General features: G+C 65.1%; 17 protein-coding genes. 15 read left to right on the top strand and 2 right to left on the bottom strand.

Features of this window, described 5'->3' with window-relative positions; genetic code table 11:
• Nucleotides 1-106: 106 nt before the first annotated feature.
• The gene (locus tag RO07_RS22530) at nt 107-586 is read right to left on the bottom strand and encodes a MarR family winged helix-turn-helix transcriptional regulator (RefSeq protein WP_039406049.1); all 480 of its coding nucleotides are present in this window, start codon (nt 584-586) and stop codon (nt 107-109) included.
• Nucleotides 587-779: 193 nt separating this feature from the next.
• Nucleotides 780-1,946, bottom strand: a complete 1,167-nt coding sequence (locus RO07_RS22525; RefSeq protein WP_039406046.1) for a porin — start codon at nt 1,944-1,946, stop codon at nt 780-782.
• A gap of 318 nt (nt 1,947-2,264) precedes the next feature.
• Between RO07_RS22525 and coq7 the strand changes: the two genes are divergently transcribed.
• The 15 genes from coq7 (at nt 2,265) to ftsA (ending at nt 19,564) form a co-directional block, all read left to right on the top strand.
• Complete coding sequence (gene coq7 / locus RO07_RS22520) at nt 2,265-2,921, top strand: 2-polyprenyl-3-methyl-6-methoxy-1,4-benzoquinone monooxygenase (RefSeq protein ID WP_039406043.1); 657 nt, start codon at nt 2,265-2,267, stop codon at nt 2,919-2,921.
• A 423-nt stretch (nt 2,922-3,344) separates the two neighbouring features.
• Complete coding sequence (mraZ, locus tag RO07_RS22515; RefSeq protein WP_039406026.1) at nt 3,345-3,773, top strand: division/cell wall cluster transcriptional repressor MraZ; 429 nt, start codon at nt 3,345-3,347, stop codon at nt 3,771-3,773.
• A gap of 22 nt (nt 3,774-3,795) precedes the next feature.
• Nucleotides 3,796-4,749: a 16S rRNA (cytosine(1402)-N(4))-methyltransferase RsmH gene (gene rsmH / locus RO07_RS22510; RefSeq protein ID WP_039406025.1), complete on the top strand. Its 954-nt coding sequence runs from the start codon at nt 3,796-3,798 to the stop codon at nt 4,747-4,749.
• Nucleotides 4,746-5,090, top strand: a complete 345-nt coding sequence (gene ftsL, locus RO07_RS22505) for a cell division protein FtsL (protein WP_039406023.1) — start codon at nt 4,746-4,748, stop codon at nt 5,088-5,090. Before rsmH ends, ftsL begins: the two co-directional genes overlap by 4 nt.
• On the top strand, nt 5,087-6,856 hold the full coding sequence (locus RO07_RS22500; protein ID WP_052266808.1) for a peptidoglycan D,D-transpeptidase FtsI family protein: 1,770 nt from the start codon (nt 5,087-5,089) through the stop codon (nt 6,854-6,856). The genes ftsL and RO07_RS22500 overlap by 4 nt, the downstream gene beginning before the upstream one ends.
• A 32-nt stretch (nt 6,857-6,888) precedes the next feature.
• Nucleotides 6,889-8,427, top strand: a complete 1,539-nt coding sequence (locus tag RO07_RS22495) for a UDP-N-acetylmuramoyl-L-alanyl-D-glutamate--2,6-diaminopimelate ligase (RefSeq protein WP_039413324.1) — start codon at nt 6,889-6,891, stop codon at nt 8,425-8,427.
• The gene (locus RO07_RS22490; RefSeq protein WP_039406021.1) at nt 8,424-9,821 is read left to right on the top strand and encodes a UDP-N-acetylmuramoyl-tripeptide--D-alanyl-D-alanine ligase; all 1,398 of its coding nucleotides are present in this window, start codon (nt 8,424-8,426) and stop codon (nt 9,819-9,821) included. Before RO07_RS22495 ends, RO07_RS22490 begins: the two co-directional genes overlap by 4 nt.
• Before the next feature lie 15 nt (nt 9,822-9,836).
• Nucleotides 9,837-11,006 (top strand): phospho-N-acetylmuramoyl-pentapeptide-transferase, encoded by a 1,170-nt coding sequence (gene mraY / locus RO07_RS22485; RefSeq protein ID WP_039406018.1) that lies wholly within the window; start codon nt 9,837-9,839, stop codon nt 11,004-11,006.
• A gap of 125 nt (nt 11,007-11,131) precedes the next feature.
• Complete coding sequence (murD, locus tag RO07_RS22480; RefSeq protein WP_039406015.1) at nt 11,132-12,667, top strand: UDP-N-acetylmuramoyl-L-alanine--D-glutamate ligase; 1,536 nt, start codon at nt 11,132-11,134, stop codon at nt 12,665-12,667.
• Complete coding sequence (gene ftsW / locus RO07_RS22475; protein WP_039406012.1) at nt 12,664-13,932, top strand: putative lipid II flippase FtsW; 1,269 nt, start codon at nt 12,664-12,666, stop codon at nt 13,930-13,932. The genes murD and ftsW overlap by 4 nt, the downstream gene beginning before the upstream one ends.
• Nucleotides 13,929-15,032, top strand: coding sequence for an undecaprenyldiphospho-muramoylpentapeptide beta-N-acetylglucosaminyltransferase (murG, locus tag RO07_RS22470; RefSeq protein ID WP_084072762.1), 1,104 nt, complete (start codon nt 13,929-13,931; stop codon nt 15,030-15,032). The genes ftsW and murG overlap by 4 nt, the downstream gene beginning before the upstream one ends.
• Before the next feature lies 1 nt (nt 15,033).
• On the top strand, nt 15,034-16,443 hold the full coding sequence (gene murC / locus RO07_RS22465) for a UDP-N-acetylmuramate--L-alanine ligase (RefSeq protein WP_039406009.1): 1,410 nt from the start codon (nt 15,034-15,036) through the stop codon (nt 16,441-16,443).
• Nucleotides 16,444-16,489: 46 nt separating this feature from the next.
• Complete coding sequence (locus RO07_RS22460; protein WP_052267454.1) at nt 16,490-17,428, top strand: D-alanine--D-alanine ligase; 939 nt, start codon at nt 16,490-16,492, stop codon at nt 17,426-17,428.
• A 47-nt stretch (nt 17,429-17,475) separates the two neighbouring features.
• On the top strand, nt 17,476-18,309 hold the full coding sequence (locus tag RO07_RS22455) for a cell division protein FtsQ/DivIB (protein ID WP_039406005.1): 834 nt from the start codon (nt 17,476-17,478) through the stop codon (nt 18,307-18,309).
• 22 nt (nt 18,310-18,331) lie between these two features.
• On the top strand, nt 18,332-19,564 hold the full coding sequence (gene ftsA, locus RO07_RS22450) for a cell division protein FtsA (protein WP_039406003.1): 1,233 nt from the start codon (nt 18,332-18,334) through the stop codon (nt 19,562-19,564).
• Nucleotides 19,565-19,663 lie beyond the last annotated feature (99 nt).

Genomic DNA, 19,663 nt, shown 5'->3' with positions numbered 1-19,663 from the left:
TGACCTGTGACATAGTCTGACGCCGTCACGTCCGTCGCAACCCTTGCCTCACGGCGGACATTCCCAGCCGGCTGTGTTTACTGCGCTTGGACCGGATAGGGTTATCTCAGCCGATCACCGATTTGAGATCGCCCAGCAAACCGTAAAGCTGCTGCCGTCTGTCTTCCGGCAACTGCCCGAACCGCTGCTCGATCCACTGCTCGTGGGCCTGAGCCATATTGGAAAATGCCTTCTTGCCGCGCGGCGTGAGCTTGATGAGAAAGGCGCGCCGATCGTTGACGACTGTCTCGCGCGTCACCCAGCCTTCCTTCTCCAACTGATCGGTGATGCCCGTCACGTTCCCACCGGTGACCATCATCCGCTTGCTCAACTCACCCATCTTCAACCCTTCGGGATGGCGGTCGAGCTGCGCGAGCAAATCGAAGCGCGGCAGCGTGCAATCGAACTCCTGGCGCAACCGCGAGCGGATGTCTGTCTCGATCATGGTGGTGCAGGTGAGCAGCCGCAGCCACAGGCGCAGCGCGTCGTGCTCACGATCGTGGGCGCGCGTTTCGAGATCGAGAGAATCCGAGTCGGTGAGGCTCATGGTCGGTGCAATGGAAATTTACAATATGGAAATTTTAGGTTTGAAATAAACATCGGGTCAAGATGGGGGAGCTACGAGCTGGCCGTCTAGCTTACGACGCACTCCAATCGCTAATGGCAAAGTCGTCCGACCAATAAAAAAGGGCACCCGAAGGTGCCCTTTCGTCAAAGCCTAAGTGACAGGAGCTGTCAGCTTAGAACTTGTGACGGATACCAGCCGTAACAGCGAACTGATTCGTGCTGTTCGAGAAGCCGATACCACCGTTCAGGTTTGCGCCGCCCGGGGCATCGTTGTTGGCGTGTTGCCACAGACCCACCAGGTACGTATCCGTGCGCTTCGACAGGAAGTAGTCGACGCCAAGGTTGACTTGGTGGTACTTCGGCGAGGCGTTGCCCGATGCCACGTTCAGGGTCGACCAAGTGTACGTGTACGATGCGCCCAGTTGCAGGGCCGGCGTCAGCATGTACTTGCCGTTGAGTTCGACGTTGTCGAACTTCCAGCTACCGCCGCCAACGTAGTTGTAGGCGCTGTGGCTGTACACCAGACCCAGCGTTGCCGGACCAAACGCGTACGAACCGCCTGCCGAGGCGATCCATGCCTTATCGCTAGCGCCACCGGCCGTCATAGCCGTCGTGGTGTCAGCCGAACCGGTGAGCGGCGTTGCGATCACGCCCGAGGAGTTGCTGCCCGGCGAGCCGAGGTACAAGTAGCCAGCGCCCAACGACAGCGGGCCGTTGGCGTAACCCAAACCAAACGACCATGCACGGTTGTTTGCGAAGCCCGAACCCGTCGAACCATTGTTGGCCGAGTTGGAGAAGCCATACAGAGCGCCAGCGCTGAAGCCGTTGTAGTTGGCGGTCGTGTACTTGATCGAGTTGTTGATCCGGAACGAGTTGTTCAGGTTGTCGTTATCGAACGGGTGAGCACCTGCGTACGTCGCCCATTGGCTACCCGAAGCGTACGGGCCAACGAAGTCAACCACGGAGTCGTATTGACGACCGATCGTCACCGTGCCGGCCGTAGCGCTGCTCAGACCCACATAGGCTTGACGACCAAACATGCGACCGTTTTGGCCCAGCGTGCCGTTACCCAGGTTGAAGCCGTTTTCCAGCACGAAGATTGCCTTCAGACCGCCACCGAGGTCTTCAGCGCCCTTCAGGCCCCAACGCGAACCTTGCAGGTTGCCGTTGTTGAAGTAGAAGTTCTTGCTGGTGTTGCCGGTGCCGGTCAGCGAGCCGCCCGTCTTGTTAACGTACGTCAGGCCAGCGTCGATGATACCGTACAGGGTCACGCTGCTTTGTGCGTGAGCAGCGCCAGCGAATGCGCCGAGCACACCCAGAGCGAGAAGCGACTTTTTCATTGAGTGATCTCCAAAGGATTGTGAGATTTGTTTAACAAGGTCACTAGTGATAACGTCCTTGCTAATCAACTTCGCGAGAAGTTGGACGTAATGTAACAAATTCACTGTGGCCGGCAAAGGAAAAGGCCGGTTTTACGCGGGTTTGCGGCACCCTTTGTTTCGTTTACGCAACAGGCCGGAAACCGGCGTCTGGCGGGGCTTTCGCGTGTTTGCGCCCGCGCAAGGCGCGCCGGGTAAAGGCGCGTATCATCACCGACAGACGTGAAAGAATCGTCCTGCGTCCCACATAGTGAAAAATTGAAGTGAGTTGAACGTACGATGTTCTCCGACAGCCTGATCTCCGAACTTGACCGCGGCCTGCGAGCCATCGCGGGCGTGACCCGCGCCTCGCGCCCGACCCCCGTCCCCGTCTCCTATATAGACAGTGACCCAGGCAATGCGCCGGTGGGCGACGACGCGCTCTCGCCGCAGGAGCGTCGTCACGTCGCCGGGCTCATGCGTGTGAATCATGTGGGCGAGGTCTGTGCGCAGGCGCTGTATCAGGCGCAGAAGCTGGCAACGAAGCGTCCCGAACTGCGCGCTGCCTTCGAGCATGCAGGGAAGGAAGAAGAGGACCATCTAGCGTGGACCGCGCAGCGTCTGTCGGAACTGGGTTCGCGCCCGAGCCTGCTGAACCCGCTCTGGTACGCGGGGGCGTTCGCGATCGGTTTCGTCGCCGGCAAGTGCGGCGACAAGGTGAGTCTGGGCTTCATGTCGGAGACGGAGCGCCAGGTCGAGCATCATCTCGAAGGCCATCTCGACGATCTGCCTTCGCAGGACGCGCGCTCGCGCGCCATCGTCGATCAGATGCGCATTGATGAAATCCAGCACGGCCAGGCCGCGCGAGACGCCGGCGGTGTGGATCTGCCGGTGCCGGTGCAGCGTGCCATGCGTGCCGCTGCAAAGGTCATGACGACGACCGCCTACTATATATAGAACGTCTGCGCCGTTTTCCCCCGACTGATTCCCTCATCCAGTATCGAAACTTCCCTCGCGTGACGCTCGCCGCCCGGCGCTCGCCGGGTTTTCTCTCGGCGTGAGTGCGCACTCCCCGGTATCGATAGTGATGGCGGGCCTCCTGCGAGGCGACGCTGAGAGTTTGATGTTCCACTTTCACTATCGCGGTTATGTCTTTAATTTTCCTGACAAAATTCCGTTTCTCGGCTTTAGGAAAGTGCGCTAAGTCATTGTTCTGTCTACCAAATCTCCTCCGAAAAACGGGCGAAAAGCTTGACCGCCCAAACACTCTCCTCTAAAGTGGGAAATAGTGTGAGAAAGTGTATTTTTGTGTGGCGTAAGGCACATAATCTTTCTCTTTCGGCATGACGGGCAGGCGGACGAAACCCCACGGGAGCGCACGTGTTTCAGGGAGCCTCGGCACTTTCACTGGATGCGAAGGGACGGATGTCGATTCCGGCCCGGCATCGTGACGTGCTGCAAGGCGAAGCTGAAGGCAAGGTGACGATCACGAAGCACCCGGACGGATGTCTGTTGCTGTTCCCGCGTCCCGAATGGGAGATCTTCCGCGGCAAGATCGCCGCACTGCCGATGGACGCGCACTGGTGGCGACGCATCTTCCTGGGCAATGCAGCCGACGTCGAGATGGATTCGGCGGGGCGCGTCCTGGTGGCGCCGGAGTTGCGTGCGGCCGCGGGCATGGACAAGGAAGTCATGCTGCTGGGCATGGGCAGTCACTTTGAACTCTGGGATGCCGCGACGTATGCCGCCAAGGAACAGGCGGCAATGGCGCAAGGCATGCCGGAAGCACTGAAGAACTTCACTTTTTGACAGATCAGGTGGTCCGACGAGCATGGCGCACGCGGTGGATACGGTAATGCAGCACCGCACGGTCCTGCTGGAGGAGGCCGTGGATGCCTTGCTGTGGCGCGACGACGGCGTATACGTCGACGGCACGTTCGGCCGCGGCGGGCACAGTCGCAGGCTACTGGAGCGGCTGGGTGCCAGGGGGAGGCTGATCGCGTTCGACAAGGACCCCCAAGCGATCGCGGAGGCGGCAAAGATTGCCGATCCGCGATTTTCGATTGAGCACGACAGCTTCGCGACGTTGCGCGAAGTGCTGGCCCGGCGCGGTATCGACAAGGTGTCGGGCGTTTTGCTGGACCTGGGCGTTTCGTCGCCGCAGTTCGACGACCCCGCGCGCGGATTCAGTTTTCGTTTCGACGGCCCGCTCGACATGCGCATGGATCCCACGCGCGGCGAGTCGGCCGCCGACTGGCTGGCCCGAGCAACGTTGGAAGACATGACGGAGGTCATCAAGGACTATGGGGAAGAACGGTTTGCTTTTCAGATTGCAAAGGCGCTTGTTGCTCGCCGGGCAAACGCCGATCGCCTCGGCCCACTCGTCAGCACTCGGGAGCTTGCCGAGATCGTGGCTGGCGCCGTCAAGACCCGTGAGAAGGGCAAGGACCCGGCAACACGTACCTTTCAGGCTCTACGGATTCACGTCAATCAAGAGCTTGCGGACCTGCAGATAGCACTCGATGTGGCGGCCGATGTCCTCGAAACGGGAGGCAGACTCGTGGCGATCAGTTTTCATTCGCTGGAAGATCGTATCGTGAAGCGCTTCATGCAAGCGCACGCGAGCGCGCCGGCGGTGGATCGCCGCGTGCCTTTGCGCGCACACGAAATCCCCGAGCCGCCCTTCAAGACCAGCCGCAAGATCAAGCCTTCCGCCGCCGAGGTGGAAGCCAACCCGCGCGCGCGCTCGGCCATCATGCGGGTCATGGAGCGGGTGTCGACATGAGTCGGCTCAACATTCTCCTGCTCGCGCTGCTCATCGGTTGCGCGCTGTCGCTCATCAATGCGCAATACCGTGCCCGCGGCACGTTCGTCGAGCTCAACCGCGAGCAGGCGCTCGAGCATCAGCTGTTGCAGGACTGGGATCGCCTCCAGTACGAGCAAAGCGCGCAGAGCAAGAGCGCACGCATCGAAAGCGTGGCCCGCAGCGACCTGAAGATGCAGGCCGTCTCGCCGGGCCGTACGCAATATCTGTCCGCACCCGCCGGTAGCGCCGGCGCGATGATCGACGTGCCCGTGCCCAGCGCGAGCGCCGCGTCCGCCCCGGCGAGCGGAGGCAAGCGATGATCCGCCGCAAGGATGCCAAGACCAAGGACGTGCAGTTCTCTGCCAGTCCGGTTCTGTCCGTGCGTCTGCCGATGTGGCGCTCGAAGATGCTCGTCTTCGTGATCTTCGGCGCTTTCGCGTCGCTGGTCGCGCGCGCCTTCTGGATCCAGGGGCCGGGCAACGCCTTCTATCAACGTCAGGGCGAGAGCCGTTACGAGCGCACACTCGAGATGTCCGCCACGCGCGGCAAAGTGTTCGACCGTAACGGTCAGGTGCTCGCGACCAGCCTGCCGGTCAAGGCCATCTGGGCCATTCCCGAAGACGTGCCCGACGACGTCTCCCCGCAGAAGGTGCGGCAACTGGCCAAGCTGCTCGAAATGAGCGAGCCGGATCTGCGTCGCAAGCTCAATCAGGAAAAGAGCTTCGTCTACGTGAAGCGTCAGGTGCTGCCGGACGTGGCCAAGCAGGTCGCGGACCTCGACATTCCCGGCGTGTACCAGCGCAAGGAATACAAGCGCTTCTATCCGGAAGGCGAGATCGCCGCGCACATCGTCGGTTTCACGAACGTCGAGGATATCGGCCAGGAAGGCGTCGAGCTCTCGATGCAGAAGGATCTGGCCGCGACACCGGGCAGCCGCCGCGTGATCAAGGACCGACTGGGGCGCGTCGTCGAGGATCTCGACATCCTGGCGCAACCGCGCGACGGTCACGACATCACCCTGTCCATCGACAGCAAGATCCAGTTCCTCGCGTACAGCGAGCTGAAGGACGCCATCGAGCGCACCGGCGCGAAGGCCGGCAGCGCCGTGGTGCTTGACGTCCGCACCGGCGAAGTGCTCGCGCTCGCGAATCTTCCGACCTACAACCCGAACAACCGCACGAATCTGACCGGCGCGCAGTTGCGCAACCGGGTCATTACCGACACGTTCGAGCCCGGCTCGATCATGAAGCCGATCACGATCGCGGCGGCGATGGAAAACGGCTACGTCAAACCGATGTCGACGGTGATGACCACCGGCCGCACCAATCTGTTCGGGGCGACGATCACGGACACGCACGATTACGGGCTGCTTACCGTGCAGGGCGTCATCCAGAAGTCGAGCAACATCGGCACCGCGAAGATCGCGCTGCAGATGAAGCCGCAGGAAATGTGGGACATGTTCACGAGCGTCGGGCTCGGGCAGGCGCCCAAGATCGGCTTCCCGGGCGCCGTGGCGGGACGCCTGCGTCCGGCCAAGAGCTGGCGCCCGATCGAGCAGGCGACGATGGGCTACGGCTATGGTCTGTCGGCGTCGCTCATTCAACTGGCGCGCGCCTACACGGTATTTGCCCACGACGGCGAACTGCTGCCGATCTCGATCTACAAGACGGACGGCAGTGTCGTGAAGGGCACGCCGGTCATCTCCCCTGCCACGGCACGTGAAGTGCGCAAGATGCTCGAGATGGTGACGTCGCCGGGCGGCACGGCCACGCGCGCCCAGGTCGTCGGCTATCGCGTCGGCGGCAAGACCGGTACGGCGTACAAGCAGTCGGGCCGGGGTTATGACAAGAGCAAGTACCGCGCGTCGTTCGTCGGCATGGCGCCGATGTCGGAGCCGCGCATCATCGTGGCCGTCACGCTCGACGAGCCGGGACGCGGCTCGCACTACGGCGGTGTGGCGGCCGGTCCGGCATTCGCCGCGATCGTCGGCGGCACGCTGCGGGCGTTGAACGTGGTGCCGGATTCGCCGGTGACGAAGCTCGTCGTGAGCGACAACGTCGAGGAGAGCGAGCCATGGGCACCGTGACGCCGACGCCTCGCAACCCGGCCACGCTGGCCATGATCGCGGACGCCGCCGAGCGCGCCGTGCTCGCGCAAGCCTGGGACTGGCTGCGCCGCACGGCGCCGGCCGGTGCCACGCTGCACGCCGACAGCCGCAGTGTGGCGCCGGGCGACGTGTTCGTCGCGTACGCCGTGAAGGGGGCCGACAGTCGCGGCTTCATTGCCGACGCCGTCGAACGCGGCGCCGCCGCCGTGATCTGGCAGAGCGACGGCTTCACGTGGCCGGCGTCGCTTGCCGGCGTCGCGAACGTGCCGCAATTCGGCGTGCCGCGCCTCGACTGGCTCGCAGGCCCGCTGGCGGCGCTGTGGTACGGCGAGCCGAGCGTCGGCATGACGATGCTCGGCGTGACCGGCACGAACGGCAAGACCTCGTGCAGCCAGTGGCTCTCGCAATTGCTCTCGAAGGCGGGCACGCGCAGTGCCGTGATCGGCACGCTCGGCAGCGGCTTCCCCGGACATTTGACGGTGACCGGCTTCACCACGCCCGACGCCGTGCAACTGCAGCGCAGTCTCGCGGACTTGCGCGGACAGGGCGCGGCGGCCGTCGCGATGGAGGTCTCCTCGCACGGTCTCTATCAGGGCCGTGTGAACGGCGTGGCGTTCGACGTCGCCGTATTCACCAATCTGACGCAGGACCACCTCGACTACCACGGCACGATGGCCGAGTACGAGGCGGCCAAGACGCGCCTGTTCGACTGGCCAGGCCTGAAGGCGGCGGTCGTCAATCGCGACGACGCGATGGGGCAGCGCCTGCTCAAGCGTCTCGCGGGCAAGACGCCGGTCTACGAATTCGGCATCCACGGCGATGCGACGTCGGCGCATGGCAACCGCGTGTTGCGTGCCGAAGACGTCCGCGCCACGACGGCCGGCACCCGCTTTACGCTGCATATCGACGATCAGAACCAGCAGATCACGATTCCGCTCGTCGGCGAATTCAATGTGAGCAACGCGCTCGCGGTGCTTGGCGCGGCGCTCGCGGCCGGCATGCCGCAGGATGTCGCGGTCGCGGGGCTGGCGGCGCTCGCGCCGGTGTCCGGTCGCATGGAACAGATCGGCCAGCCGGGACAGCCGCTGGTCGTCGTCGACTACGCTCACACGCCCGACGCGCTCGACAAGACGCTCGACGCCCTGCGCCCGGTGGCGGCCGCCCGTGGCGGCAAGCTGCTGTGCGTGTTTGGTTGCGGCGGCGATCGCGACGCGGGCAAGCGTCCGCAGATGGGCGCGGTGGCCGAGCGTCTGGCAGACGCCATCGTGCTGACCAGCGACAACCCGCGCACCGAAGGGCCGGCCGACATCATCGCGCAGATCGCCGCGGGGCTCGCGCATCCCGACGCCGCGCGCCGCATCGAGGACCGTGCGAGCGCGATTCTGCAGGCCGTGCGCGGCGCGCAGCCGGCCGATGTCGTGCTCATCGCGGGCAAGGGACACGAAAGTACACAGGAAATCATGGGCAAGAAACGGCCGTTCTCCGATCAGGAGCATGCGCGTCTGGCATTGGCCGCGCGTGCGACCACGGTACGCGGAGGTGGCGAATGACGATGTGGCATCTGAGCGACGCCCAGACTGCCGTCACCGGTTCGCGCGTGACGGGCGCGCCGTCCACGGCGTTCGCTCGCATCGTCACGGACAGCCGCTCGGTGCAGCCGGGCGATCTCTTCGTCGCGATCAAGGGTGAGCGTTTCGACGCCCACGACTTTCTCGGCGACGTGGCGCGCGCAGGTGCGGCGGCCGTGGTCGCGTCGCGCGTGCCGGACGGTTTCGAGACGCCCGCGCTCATCGTGCCGGACACGCGTATTGCGCTGGGCGAGATTGCCGCCGCGTGGCGCCGCCAGTTCGCGATTCCCGTGGTGGCGGTGACCGGCAGCAACGGCAAGACGACCGTCAAGGAAATGATCTCGGCGATCTTCGCCGAAGCGGTCGGCGCCGACGCGCGCCTGGCCACCGCAGGCAACCTCAACAACGACATCGGTCTGCCGCTCACGCTGTTCCGGCTCAGTGCCGGTGACAAGCTTGCGGTGCTCGAACTGGGCATGAATCACCCGGGCGAGACGGCCTACCTGGCGCGCATCGCGCAGCCGACGGTGGCGGTCATCAACAACGCGCAGCGCGAGCACCAGGAATTCATGGTGAGCGTGGCGGCGGTGGCGGAAGAGCACGCCGCCGTGCTTGCCGCGCTGCCGGCGGACGGTACCGCGGTGTTCCCGGCCGAGAGCGAATTCGCGCCGATGTGGCGCGAGATCGCCGGCAAGCGCCGGGTGCTCGACTTCGCGCTCGATGCGCGCGCGGCAGTCTCGGGGCGCTACGACGTGGCCACGCGCGTGCTGCGCGTCGCGTCGCCCGTCGGTGAATTCACGCTCACGTTGCCGCTGCTCGGCGAGCACAACGCCCGCAACGCGCTGGCCGCGATCGCGTGCGCACTGGGCGCCCACGTCGACATCGGCTCGATCGTGCGGGCGCTCGAAGCGTTCTCCGCCGTCAAAGGCCGCCTTCAGGTGTCGACGCTCTCCAAGGGCAGCCTCGCCGGCGTCACCTTGATCGACGACACCTATAATGCGAACCCCGATTCGGTACGTGCCGCAATCGACGTACTCGCGCAGACCCCGGCGCCGCGTGTGCTGGTGCTCGGCGACATGGGTGAGGTGGGCGATAACGGCCCGGCGTTCCACCGGGAAGTGGGCGAGTATGCCGCGCAGCGCGGCGTCGACCGTTTGCTGGTGATCGGCGAGCAGACACCGGCGAGCATCGCGGCCTTCGGCGACGGTGGCGAGCATTTTTCGGATGTCGCTCCGCTCGTGGCCGAACTGAAAACCACGTTGAGTGCGCCGGCGACGGTGCTGGTAAAGGGAAGCCGCTTCATGCGGATGGAGCGCGTGCTCGAACAATTGCGCGCGACGAATGAAACCGGGGGCGGCGACGCCCCGGCCAAGTGATAAAGGATTGATGGAATGTTGCTGACGTTGGCGCAATGGCTGCAAGCGGATGCGAGCTATTTGCGCGTGTTCAACTACCTGACGTTTCGGGCCGTGATGGCAAGCCTCACGGCGCTGGTGATCGGGCTCGCGTTCGGGCCCATGGTCATCCGCAAGCTGACCGAGATGAAGGTGGGCCAGGCCGTGCGCACCGACGGCCCGCAGACTCACCTCGTGAAGTCGGGTACGCCCACGATGGGCGGCGTGCTGATCCTGATCGGCATTACCGTCGCCACGTTGCTGTGGGCGGATCTGAGCAACCGTTTCGTCTGGATCGTGCTGCTGGTCACGCTGGGCTTCGGCATCATCGGCTGGATCGACGATTACCGGAAGGTCGTCTACAAGGACCCGCGCGGCATGTCGTCGCGCGAGAAGTATTTCTGGCAATCGCTGATCGGTCTGTTCGCCGCGATCTATCTGGCGTTTTCGGTTTCGGAGACGAGCAACCTGAAGGTGTTCGAGCTGTTCATCAGCTGGGTGCGCAACGGTTTCCCGCTGGATCTGCCGCCGAAGGCGGACTTCATCGTGCCGTTCTTCAAGACGATGAGCTACCCGCTCGGCGTGTTTGGTTTCATCGCGCTCACCTACTTTGTCATCGTGGGCTCGTCCAACGCCGTTAACCTCACGGACGGGCTCGACGGACTGGTCATCATGCCGGTCGTGCTCGTGGGGGCGGCGCTCGGCGTGTTCGCCTACGTGATGGGCAACGTCGTGTATTCGAAGTATCTGCTGTTCCCACACATCCCGGGCGCGGGCGAGTTGCTCGTGTTCTGTTCGGCGATGTCCGGCGCGGGGCTGGCGTTCCTGTGGTTCAACACGCACCCGGCGCAAGTGTTCATGGGCGATGTCGGCGCGCTGGCCCTCGGCGGCGCGCTCGGCACGGTGGCCGTGATCGTGCGTCAGGAAGTCGTGCTGTTCGTGATGGGCGGCGTGTTCGTGGCCGAAACGCTGTCGGTGATGCTGCAGGTGACGTGGTTCAAGTACACCAAGCGCCGATTCGGCGAAGGGCGACGCATCTTCAAGATGGCGCCGCTGCATCACCACTTCGAGCTGTCGGGCTGGAAGGAAACGCAGGTGGTGGTCCGCTTCTGGATCATCACGTTGATGCTGGTGTTGATCGGGCTGTCGACGCTCAAGTTGCGCTAAGCGTCAAGGCAGCGGGACAGAGGCGGCCCTAAAGGTAGGGCCGCTCGCGCCGATAGCGGAATATCGGCGACATCGAGGCGATGGACTCGTAGGTTGTTTGAATCGATAAAAAGGGAAAGAGCGACGTGTTCGGCGAGAAGTTTGGTGAATCCTGGCAACCGCGTGTCCTGATCCTGGGTCTGGGAGAGTCCGGCCTGGCGATGGCGCGTTGGTGCGCGCGTTACGGCTGCCGCGTCCGCGCGGCCGACACGCGCTTTGCCTCGACGGATTCGTCGAATGTGCCGCCGAACCTGGTCACCCTGCGCGCCGAGGCGCCGCAAGCCGAGTTCATCGGCGGCGCGTTCGCGGACCGGATCGACGCGCTGCTCGACGACATCGAACTGATCGGCATCAGCCCGGGCCTCTCGCCGCTCGCGCCCGATACGGCGGCGCTGCTGGCCGAAGCGGCGGAGCGCGGCGTGCCGGTGTGGGGTGAAATCGAGTTCTTCGCGCAGGCGCTTCGCCATATGCAGGCGACGAGCGGCTACGCGCCGAAGGTGCTCGCGATCACCGGCACCAACGGCAAGACCACAACCACGAGCCTCACGGGATTGCTGTGCCGTCGCGCCGGCAAGCGCGCGGCCGTGGCCGGCAACATCAGTCCGACGGCGCTCGACCGCCTCACCGAGTGCATTGCCGAAGCCACGCTGCCCGACGTCTGGGTGCTCGAGCTCTCCAGCTTCCAGCTCGAGACGACGCACTCGCTCGCACCCGACGCGGCCGCGATCCTCAACATCACGCAGGACCATCTGGACTGGCACGGCGACATGGCGTCGTACGCCGCGGCCAAGGCCCGCATCTTCGGCGAGCAGACCGTGCGCGTGCTCAATCGCGACGACGCCCGCGTGATCGCGTTCGCCGCGCCCGACGCCAATGTCGTGACGTTCGGCACGGGTAGGCCCGACGCGGTCGGCGACTTCGGTCTGGAAATGGAAGGCGGCATGTGGTGGCTGGTCGAGGGCTTCACGCGCGACGATGCGCCGCCGGCGCCGAAGCGCCGCAAGGCCGGGGCCGTGGAAGCCGCTGTCGAAGTGCTGGGCAAGCGCCTGATGCCGGCCGACGCCTTGCGCATCCGCGGCCAACACAACGCCGCGAACGCGCTGGCCGCGCTCGCGCTCGCGCGGGCGATCGATTTGCCGATGGCCAAGCTGCTGCACGGTCTGCGCGAGTATCCGGGCGAGCCGCATCGCGTGCAGCTCGTGGGCACCATCAACGAAGTCGAGTATTACGACGACAGCAAGGGCACCAACGTCGGCGCGACGGTCGCCGCCATCACGGGCCTGCAGAAGAAGTTGCTGCTGATCGTCGGCGGGGACGGCAAGGGGCAGGACTTCTCGCCGCTCGCCAACCCGGTCGCCCATCACGCGCGCGCCGTGCTGCTCATCGGCCGCGACGCGCCGCTGCTGCGCGAAGCCCTGACCGACACCGGCGTCGAGCTGATCGACGCACCCACGCTCGAAGACGCCACCCGCGAAGCCGCGAAACTCGCCCAGCCCGGCGACGCGGTGCTGCTCTCGCCGGCGTGCGCGAGCTTCGACATGTTCCGCAACTACGAGCATCGCGCGCAGGTCTTTCGCGACGCCGTGGTCGATCTGGCCGCCGACGCGGGGGTGATGCTATGAACCGTATCAAGTCGTTCTTCAGCAAGAAGCGTCAGGCCGGATTCGCCGGGGCGGGGGCCACCACGGCGAGGGGCGCCGCGACCCAGGCCGCGAATCGCACCCTCAACGGCATCAAGCCGACCCGCTCGCGCATGCTCGAATACGATCACGCGCTGATGTGGGTGGTCATCTCGCTGCTGTCGCTGGGACTGGTGATGGTGTATTCGGCGTCGGTCGCGCTGCCCGACTCGCCGAAGTACAGCGGCTACTCGACGTTCCACTTCCTCGGCCGTCACATCGTGTCGCTCACGATGGGGCTCACGGCCGCGGCGATTACCTTCCGTATTCCGGTCAAGACGCTCGACAAGCTTGCGCCGAAGCTCTTCCTGCTCGCCCTGATGCTGCTCGTGATCGTGCTGATCCCGCACGTGGGCAAGGGCGTGAACGGATCAAAACGCTGGATTCCGTTCGGCGTGCTCAACCTCCAGCCGTCCGAAATCATGAAGCTCGCGGTCACGCTGTACGCCGCGAACTACACCGTGCGCAAGCAGGAGTTCATGCAGAGCTTCGGCAAGGGCTTCCTGCCGATGGGCATCGCGGTGGTGTTCGTCGGCATGCTGCTGCTGCTCGAGCCGGACATGGGCGCATTCATGGTGGTGGCCGCCATCGCGATGGGCATCCTGTTTCTCGGCGGCGTGAACGGTCGACTCTTCGGCGGTCTGGCGCTCACGGCCGTGGGCACGTTCGCCATGCTGATCTGGCTCTCGCCGTGGCGCCGCGAGCGGATTTTCGCGTACCTCGATCCGTGGCGCGAGGACTATGCGCTGGGCAAGGCGTATCAGCTCACGCACTCGCTGATCGCCTTCGGGCGTGGCGAGTGGACCGGTGTGGGCCTGGGCGGCAGCATCGAGAAGCTGCACTACCTGCCCGAAGCGCACACCGACTTCATCCTCGCGGTGATCGGCGAGGAGTTCGGCTTCGTGGGCGTGCTGGTCGTCATCCTGCTGTTCTATTGGCTGGTGCGTCGCGCGTTCGAGATCGGCCGTCAGGCCCTGGCGCTCGAGCGCACCTTCGCGGGCCTGCTCGCCAAGGGTGTGGGCGTATGGCTTGGGGCGCAGACCTTCATCAACATGGGCGTGAACCTCGGCCTGCTGCCGACCAAGGGGCTGACGCTGCCGCTGGTCAGCTACGGCGGCTCGGGGATCCTGCTCAACTGTGTGGCCGTGGCGATCCTGCTGCGGGTGGATTACGAGAACCGCGTGCTGATGCGGGGAGGCAAGGTATGACCGAGCGCGCAACCGCGATGCCGGTGCCGGAGACGAAGACGCGCACGCTGCTGGTCATGGCCGGCGGCACGGGCGGTCACGTCTTCCCGGGGCTCGCGGTCGCCAACTTCCTGCGTGTGCAGGGGTGGCGCGTGGTATGGCTCGGCAATCCGAACGGCATGGAAGCGACGCTCGTGCCGAAGTACGACATTCCGATGGAATTCGTGAAGTTCGGCGGCCTGCGCGGCAAGGGGTTGATGACCAAGTTCCTGCTGCCGCTCAACTTGCTGCGCGCGTTCTGGCAGAGCCTCGGTGCGATTCGTCGCGTGAAGCCGAGCGTGGTGCTGGGCATGGGCGGATACATCACGTTTCCGGCCGGCATGATGGCGTCGCTGCTGGGCCGCCCGCTCGTGCTGCACGAGCAGAACTCCGTGGCGGGGCTCGCCAACAAGGTGCTCGCGCGCGTGGCGGACAAGGTGCTGCTCGCCTTCCCGGACACCATCCCCGGAGGGGAGTGGGTCGGCAATCCGATCCGCGCCGACTTCGACGACATGGCGCCGCCGGCCGAGCGCTACGGCGCCCGCACGGGGCCGCTGCGCATTCTGGTCGTGGGCGGCAGCCTGGGCGCCACGGTGCTCAACGAGATCGTGCCGAAGGCGCTGGCGAAGCTGCCGCGCGAGACGCGTCCGGTCGTCACGCATCAGGCGGGCGTGAAACATATTCAGACGCTGCAGGCGAACTACGCCGCGGCGGGGGTGACGGTCGAAGCGGTGCCGTTCATCGACGACATGGTCGCGGCCTACGCGGCGGCGGATCTGGTGATCTGCCGGGCGGGCGCGATGACGGTGGCCGAAGTGGCCGCGGCGGGCGTGGCGGCGCTGTTCGTGCCGTTCCCGCATGCGGTCGACGACCATCAGACGACGAATGCGCGTTTCCTCGCCGACAAGGGCGCGGCAACGCTGATCGATCAGCGCGAGCTGTCGGTCGAGACCCTGGCCGAGTGGTTGCGCCGTCAGACGCGCGAATCGCTGCTCGCGATGGGAGAGAAAGCCAGGGCGCTCGCCAAGCCGGACGCCACCGAACAAGTGGCGCGCGCGTGCGCGGCTCTGGCCAAGGATTGAAATGAAACACATCGTCAAACACATTCACTTCGTCGGCATTGGCGGCTCGGGCATGAGCGGCATTGCCGAGGTGTTGCTCAACCTGGGGTACCGGGTGAGCGGCTCCGATCTCGGCGAGAACTCGGTCACGCAGCGTCTCGCCGGCCTCGGTGCGAGCATCGCGCGCGGCCATGCGGCCGAACATATCGAAGGCGCGGACGCCATTGTCGTGTCCACCGCCATCACGGCGGACAATCCGGAAGTCCTCGCGGGTCGCGCCCGCCAGATTCCCATCGTGCCGCGCGCGCTGATGCTCGCGGAACTCATGCGCCTGAAGCAGGGCATCGCGATCGCCGGCACGCATGGCAAGACGACCACCACGAGCCTCGTGGCGAGCGTGCTCGGCCAGGGCGGCCTCGATCCGACGTTCGTGATCGGTGGGCGGCTCAACAGCGCCGGCGCCAATGCGAAGCTCGGCACGGGCGACTTCATCGTGGTCGAGGCCGACGAGTCGGACGCCTCGTTCCTGAACCTGAATCCGGTCATCGAAGTCATCACCAACATCGATGCCGATCACATGGACACCTACGGGCACGACTTCGCGCGCCTGAAGCAGTCGTTCGTGGCGTTCACGCAACGCCTGCCGTTCTACGGCATTGCCGTGCTGTGCGTGGACGATCCGAACGTGCGCGAGATCCTGCCGTTCGTGTCGAAGCCGATCGTGCGCTACGGCCTGTCGGAAGACGCGCAGGTGCGCGCCATCGACGTGCGCGCGCAGGGCGGGCAGATGCGCTTTACCGTGCTGCGCCGGTTCGGCGCCGGTGCGCCGCCGCTCGACATCACGCTCAACCTGCCGGGCGAACACAACGTGCGCAACGCGCTGGCCGCCATTGCGATCGCGACCGAGCTCGAAGTGCCCGACGCCGCGATCCAGCAGGCCCTGGCCGAGTTCAACGGCGTGGGCCGTCGCTTCCAGCGCTACGGAGAAATCGCGCTGCCCAAGGCGAGCGGCGCCGGCACGTTCACGCTGATCGACGACTATGGGCATCACCCGGTCGAGATGGCGGCAACGCTGGCCGCCGCACGCGGCGCTTTCCCGGGCCGCCGCGTCGTGCTGGCGTTCCAGCCGCATCGCTATACGCGCACGCGCGATTGCTTCGAAGACTTCGTCAAGGTGCTCTCCGAAGCCGACGCCGTGGTGCTCGGGGAAGTGTATTCGGCCGGCGAGGCGCCCATCGTGGCAGCCGACGGCCGTGCGCTCGCGCGCGCGTTGCGCGTGGCGGGCAAGGTCGAACCGGTTTTCGTGGAAGACGTCGCGCAGTTGCCCGACGCCATTCTGCAGGTCGCCCGCGCGGGCGACGTCGTGATCACCATGGGTGCCGGCTCCATCGGCGCGGTGCCCGGCAAGTTGCAAGTTCAGCAAGGAGTTTGACGTGAGTGCTTTCGATCCGAAGCGTTTCGGCAAGGTTGGCGTCCTGATGGGCGGGCGCTCGGCCGAGCGTCAGGTCTCGCTGATTTCGGGCAACGGTGTGCTCGAAGCGCTGCGCTCGCGCGGCGTGGACGCCCACGCGTTCGATACCGGCACGCAGGACCTGGCGGCACTCGCCGCACAGAAGTTCGACCGAGTGTTCATCGCGCTGCACGGCCGTTACGGTGAAGACGGCACGCTGCAGGGCGCGCTCGAGCATCTGGGCATTCCGTACACCGGCAGCGGCGTGCTGGCTTCCGCGCTGGCGATGGACAAGGAAATGACCAAGCGCGTCTGGATCAACGAAGGGCTGCCGACGCCGCGCTTCACGATGCTTTCGGCTGACAGCGATTTCGATACGGTCGCGCGCGACCTCGGCCTGCCGCTGATCGTCAAGCCGGCGCGCGAGGGCTCGACCATCGGACTGACGAAGGTCACCGATGCGTCGCAACTGAAAGCCGCCTACGAGAAGGCCGCCGCGCTCGATCCGGACGTGCTCGCCGAGGAATTCATCGACGGCGACGAACTCACCGTGCCCGTGCTCGGCGTGGGCACGAAGGGGGCGGCCGCGGCGCGCTCGCTGCCGGTGATCCGCATCGTGGCGCCTGACGCGAACTACGACTACCAGAACAAGTATTTCAAGGACGACACCCGCTACGAGTGCCCGCCGCCGCTATCGGTGTCGTTGCAGGAAGAAGTGCAGCGTCTCGTGTTGCGCGCGTATCTCGTGCTGGGTTGCCGGGGCTGGGGACGCGTCGACGTGATGCTGCGCAAGCGCGACAGCAAGCCGTTCCTGCTGGAGATCAATACGTCGCCGGGCATGACCGGTCACTCGCTGGTGCCGATTTCGGCGCGCGCGGCGGGCCTGTCGTACGAAGACCTGGTGTTGGAAATTCTGGCCACCGCGACGCTCGATCTGCATCCGAACGCGCAGTGGAAGCCCGAGTAAAACCTTGAACGCGTTGAACAACGCCCTGATACGGAAAGCGAATCGCCATGTGGCACAACGTACGCCTGCTCAACGCCATCGCGAGTGTGCTCGTCGCACTCGTCGTGCTGGCGGCGCTCGCGGCGGGCGGCCATTGGCTGATCCAGCGGCCGATCTTCACGCTCAAGGCGATTCAGATCGACGGAGACGTGTCCCACATCAATGGGCCGACCTTGCGCGCGAACGCGGTCTCGCGGCTCAAGGGCAACTTCTTCACGATCGATCTGGACGCCACGCGAGCGGCGTTCGAGGCGGTGCCCTGGGTGCGCCACGCGAGCGTGCGGCGCGTCTGGCCGAACCAGCTCGCGGTGAGCATCGAGGAGTACAAGCCGCTGGCCACGTGGAACGACGGCCGTCTGGTGAGCGTGGACGGCGAGCTCTTCGCGGCGAACCTGGCCGAAGCGGAGGACGACGGCAAGTTGCCGGAGTTCGCCGGTCCGCCGGGCAGCGAAAAGGATGTGACGGCGCGGTACTACGACTTCGTGAAATGGTTCGCGCCGCTGAATATGAAACCCGAAGCGGTGACGCTGTCGAATCGCTACGCCTGGGGCGTGCGGCTCGCCGGCGGGATGCAACTGGCACTGGGACGCGAGCGAACGCCCGAGACCCTGTCCACGCGCAGCCGCCGCTTCGTGCAGGCGTATCCGCAGGTGGCGGCACGCTGGGGCAGCCAGATCGAGTACGCCGATCTGCGTTACCCGAACGGTTTTGCAGTACGGGCCGCGGGCATGCGGTTCTTGAGCGAGGAACAGGCCAAGAAACTTGCCGCGACACCGCCGCAAAAGCGGGATTTGCAGAAGCCGGCAGCGAAACCCGCCGCGCGCGCGTTGCGAAGCCAGTGAGACTTCAGGACTTACACACGCTATGAGCAAAGATTACAAGGATCTGTTGGTCGCCCTCGATATCGGCACGTCGAAAGTCGTGGCGGTGGTGGCCGAGCTGCGCCCTGAAGGCCGCTATGAAGTGATCGGCCTCGGCCAGAGTGAATCGCGGGGCCTGAAAAAAGGCGTCGTGGTCAACATCGAGGCCACGGTGCAGTCCATTCAGCGTGCGCTCGAAGAGGCCGAGCTGATGGCGGACTGCAAGATCACCAACGTGTTCACCGGCATTGCCGGCAGCCACATCCGCAGCTTCAACTCGAGCGGCATGGTGGCGATCAAGGACAAGGAAGTGACGCAGGCCGATGTGGCGCGCGTCATCGAGACGGCCAAGGCGATCAACATCCCGACCGATCAGCAGGTGCTGCACATCCTCACGCAGGAATTCATCATCGACGGTCAGGAAGACGTGCGCGAGCCGATCGGCATGAGCGGCATCCGTCTGGAAGTGAAGGTGCACATCGTGACCGGCGCCGTGTCGGCCGCGCAGAACATCGTGAAGTGCGTGCGCCGCTGCGGCCTCGAAGTGAACGACCTGATTCTGCAGCCGCTCGCGTCGAGCATTTCGGTGCTCACGGAAGACGAGAAGGAACTGGGCGTGGTGCTGATCGATATCGGCGGTGGCACGACCGACATCGCGATTTTCAGCGAAGGCGCGATCCGCCATACGGCCGTGATTCCGATCGCCGGCGACCAGATCACGAGCGATATCGCGATGGCCGTGCGCACGCCGACGCCGGACGCGGAAGACATCAAGATTCAGCACGGCATCGCCAAGCAGTCGCTGGCCGATCCGGACGAGATGATCGAAGTGCCGGGATTGGGCGAGCGCGGTCCGCGCACGCTCTCGCGTCAGGCACTGGCGGCGGTGATCGAGCCGCGCGTCGAAGAACTGTTCTCGCTCGTGCAGCAGGTCGTGCGCGAGTCGGGGTACGAAGAACTGCTGTCCTCGGGCATCGTGCTCACGGGCGGCGCCGCGATGATGCCGGGCATGGTCGAACTGGGCGAGGACATCTTCCTCAAGCCGGTGCGTATCGGTGTGCCGGAGTACGCCGGTGGCCTGGCCGACGTAGTGCGCAGTCCGCGCTACGCCACGGCCATGGGGCTGCTGCTCGAAGGACGTTCCCAGCGCATGCGCGGCCGCAAGGTCGCCGTGCAGTCGGGACAGGCGAACCAGGTCTGGGCGCGCATGCGCGACTGGTTCTTCAGCAATTTCTGAAGCTGTTTTTTTGAGGGGTGCGGATTCGGCATTGAAACACAGGTGGCTTACCCGAGCGACATGTGACCCGCAATTCCGGATCTGTTTTTAAATCACTGG

Origin of the sequence: Pandoraea pulmonicola (assembly GCF_000815105.2) — a bacterium.
Taxonomy (GTDB): Bacteria; Pseudomonadota; Gammaproteobacteria; order Burkholderiales; family Burkholderiaceae; genus Pandoraea; species Pandoraea pulmonicola.
The sequence above is the reverse complement of the archived record's forward strand: the minus strand, read 5'-3'. Positions and strand labels throughout refer to the sequence as shown.

What these genes read in the sequence shown, in the direction of transcription:
- RO07_RS22530 (WP_039406049.1), bottom strand. Translation starts at nt 586, where the DNA reads ATGAGCCTCACCGACTCGGATTCTCTCGATCTCGAAACGCGCGCCCAC.
- RO07_RS22525 (WP_039406046.1), bottom strand. Translation starts at nt 1,946, where the DNA reads ATGAAAAAGTCGCTTCTCGCTCTGGGTGTGCTCGGCGCATTCGCTGGC.
- coq7 (WP_039406043.1), top strand. Translation starts at nt 2,265, where the DNA reads ATGTTCTCCGACAGCCTGATCTCCGAACTTGACCGCGGCCTGCGAGCC.
- rsmH (WP_039406025.1), top strand. Translation starts at nt 3,796, where the DNA reads ATGGCGCACGCGGTGGATACGGTAATGCAGCACCGCACGGTCCTGCTG.
- ftsL (WP_039406023.1), top strand. Translation starts at nt 4,746, where the DNA reads ATGAGTCGGCTCAACATTCTCCTGCTCGCGCTGCTCATCGGTTGCGCG.
- RO07_RS22500 (WP_052266808.1), top strand. Translation starts at nt 5,087, where the DNA reads ATGATCCGCCGCAAGGATGCCAAGACCAAGGACGTGCAGTTCTCTGCC.
- RO07_RS22495 (WP_039413324.1), top strand. Translation starts at nt 6,889, where the DNA reads ATGATCGCGGACGCCGCCGAGCGCGCCGTGCTCGCGCAAGCCTGGGAC.
- RO07_RS22490 (WP_039406021.1), top strand. Translation starts at nt 8,424, where the DNA reads ATGACGATGTGGCATCTGAGCGACGCCCAGACTGCCGTCACCGGTTCG.
- mraY (WP_039406018.1), top strand. Translation starts at nt 9,837, where the DNA reads ATGTTGCTGACGTTGGCGCAATGGCTGCAAGCGGATGCGAGCTATTTG.
- ftsW (WP_039406012.1), top strand. Translation starts at nt 12,664, where the DNA reads ATGAACCGTATCAAGTCGTTCTTCAGCAAGAAGCGTCAGGCCGGATTC.
- murG (WP_084072762.1), top strand. Translation starts at nt 13,929, where the DNA reads ATGACCGAGCGCGCAACCGCGATGCCGGTGCCGGAGACGAAGACGCGC.
- murC (WP_039406009.1), top strand. Translation starts at nt 15,034, where the DNA reads ATGAAACACATCGTCAAACACATTCACTTCGTCGGCATTGGCGGCTCG.
- RO07_RS22460 (WP_052267454.1), top strand. Translation starts at nt 16,490, where the DNA reads ATGGGCGGGCGCTCGGCCGAGCGTCAGGTCTCGCTGATTTCGGGCAAC.
- RO07_RS22455 (WP_039406005.1), top strand. Translation starts at nt 17,476, where the DNA reads ATGTGGCACAACGTACGCCTGCTCAACGCCATCGCGAGTGTGCTCGTC.
- ftsA (WP_039406003.1), top strand. Translation starts at nt 18,332, where the DNA reads ATGAGCAAAGATTACAAGGATCTGTTGGTCGCCCTCGATATCGGCACG.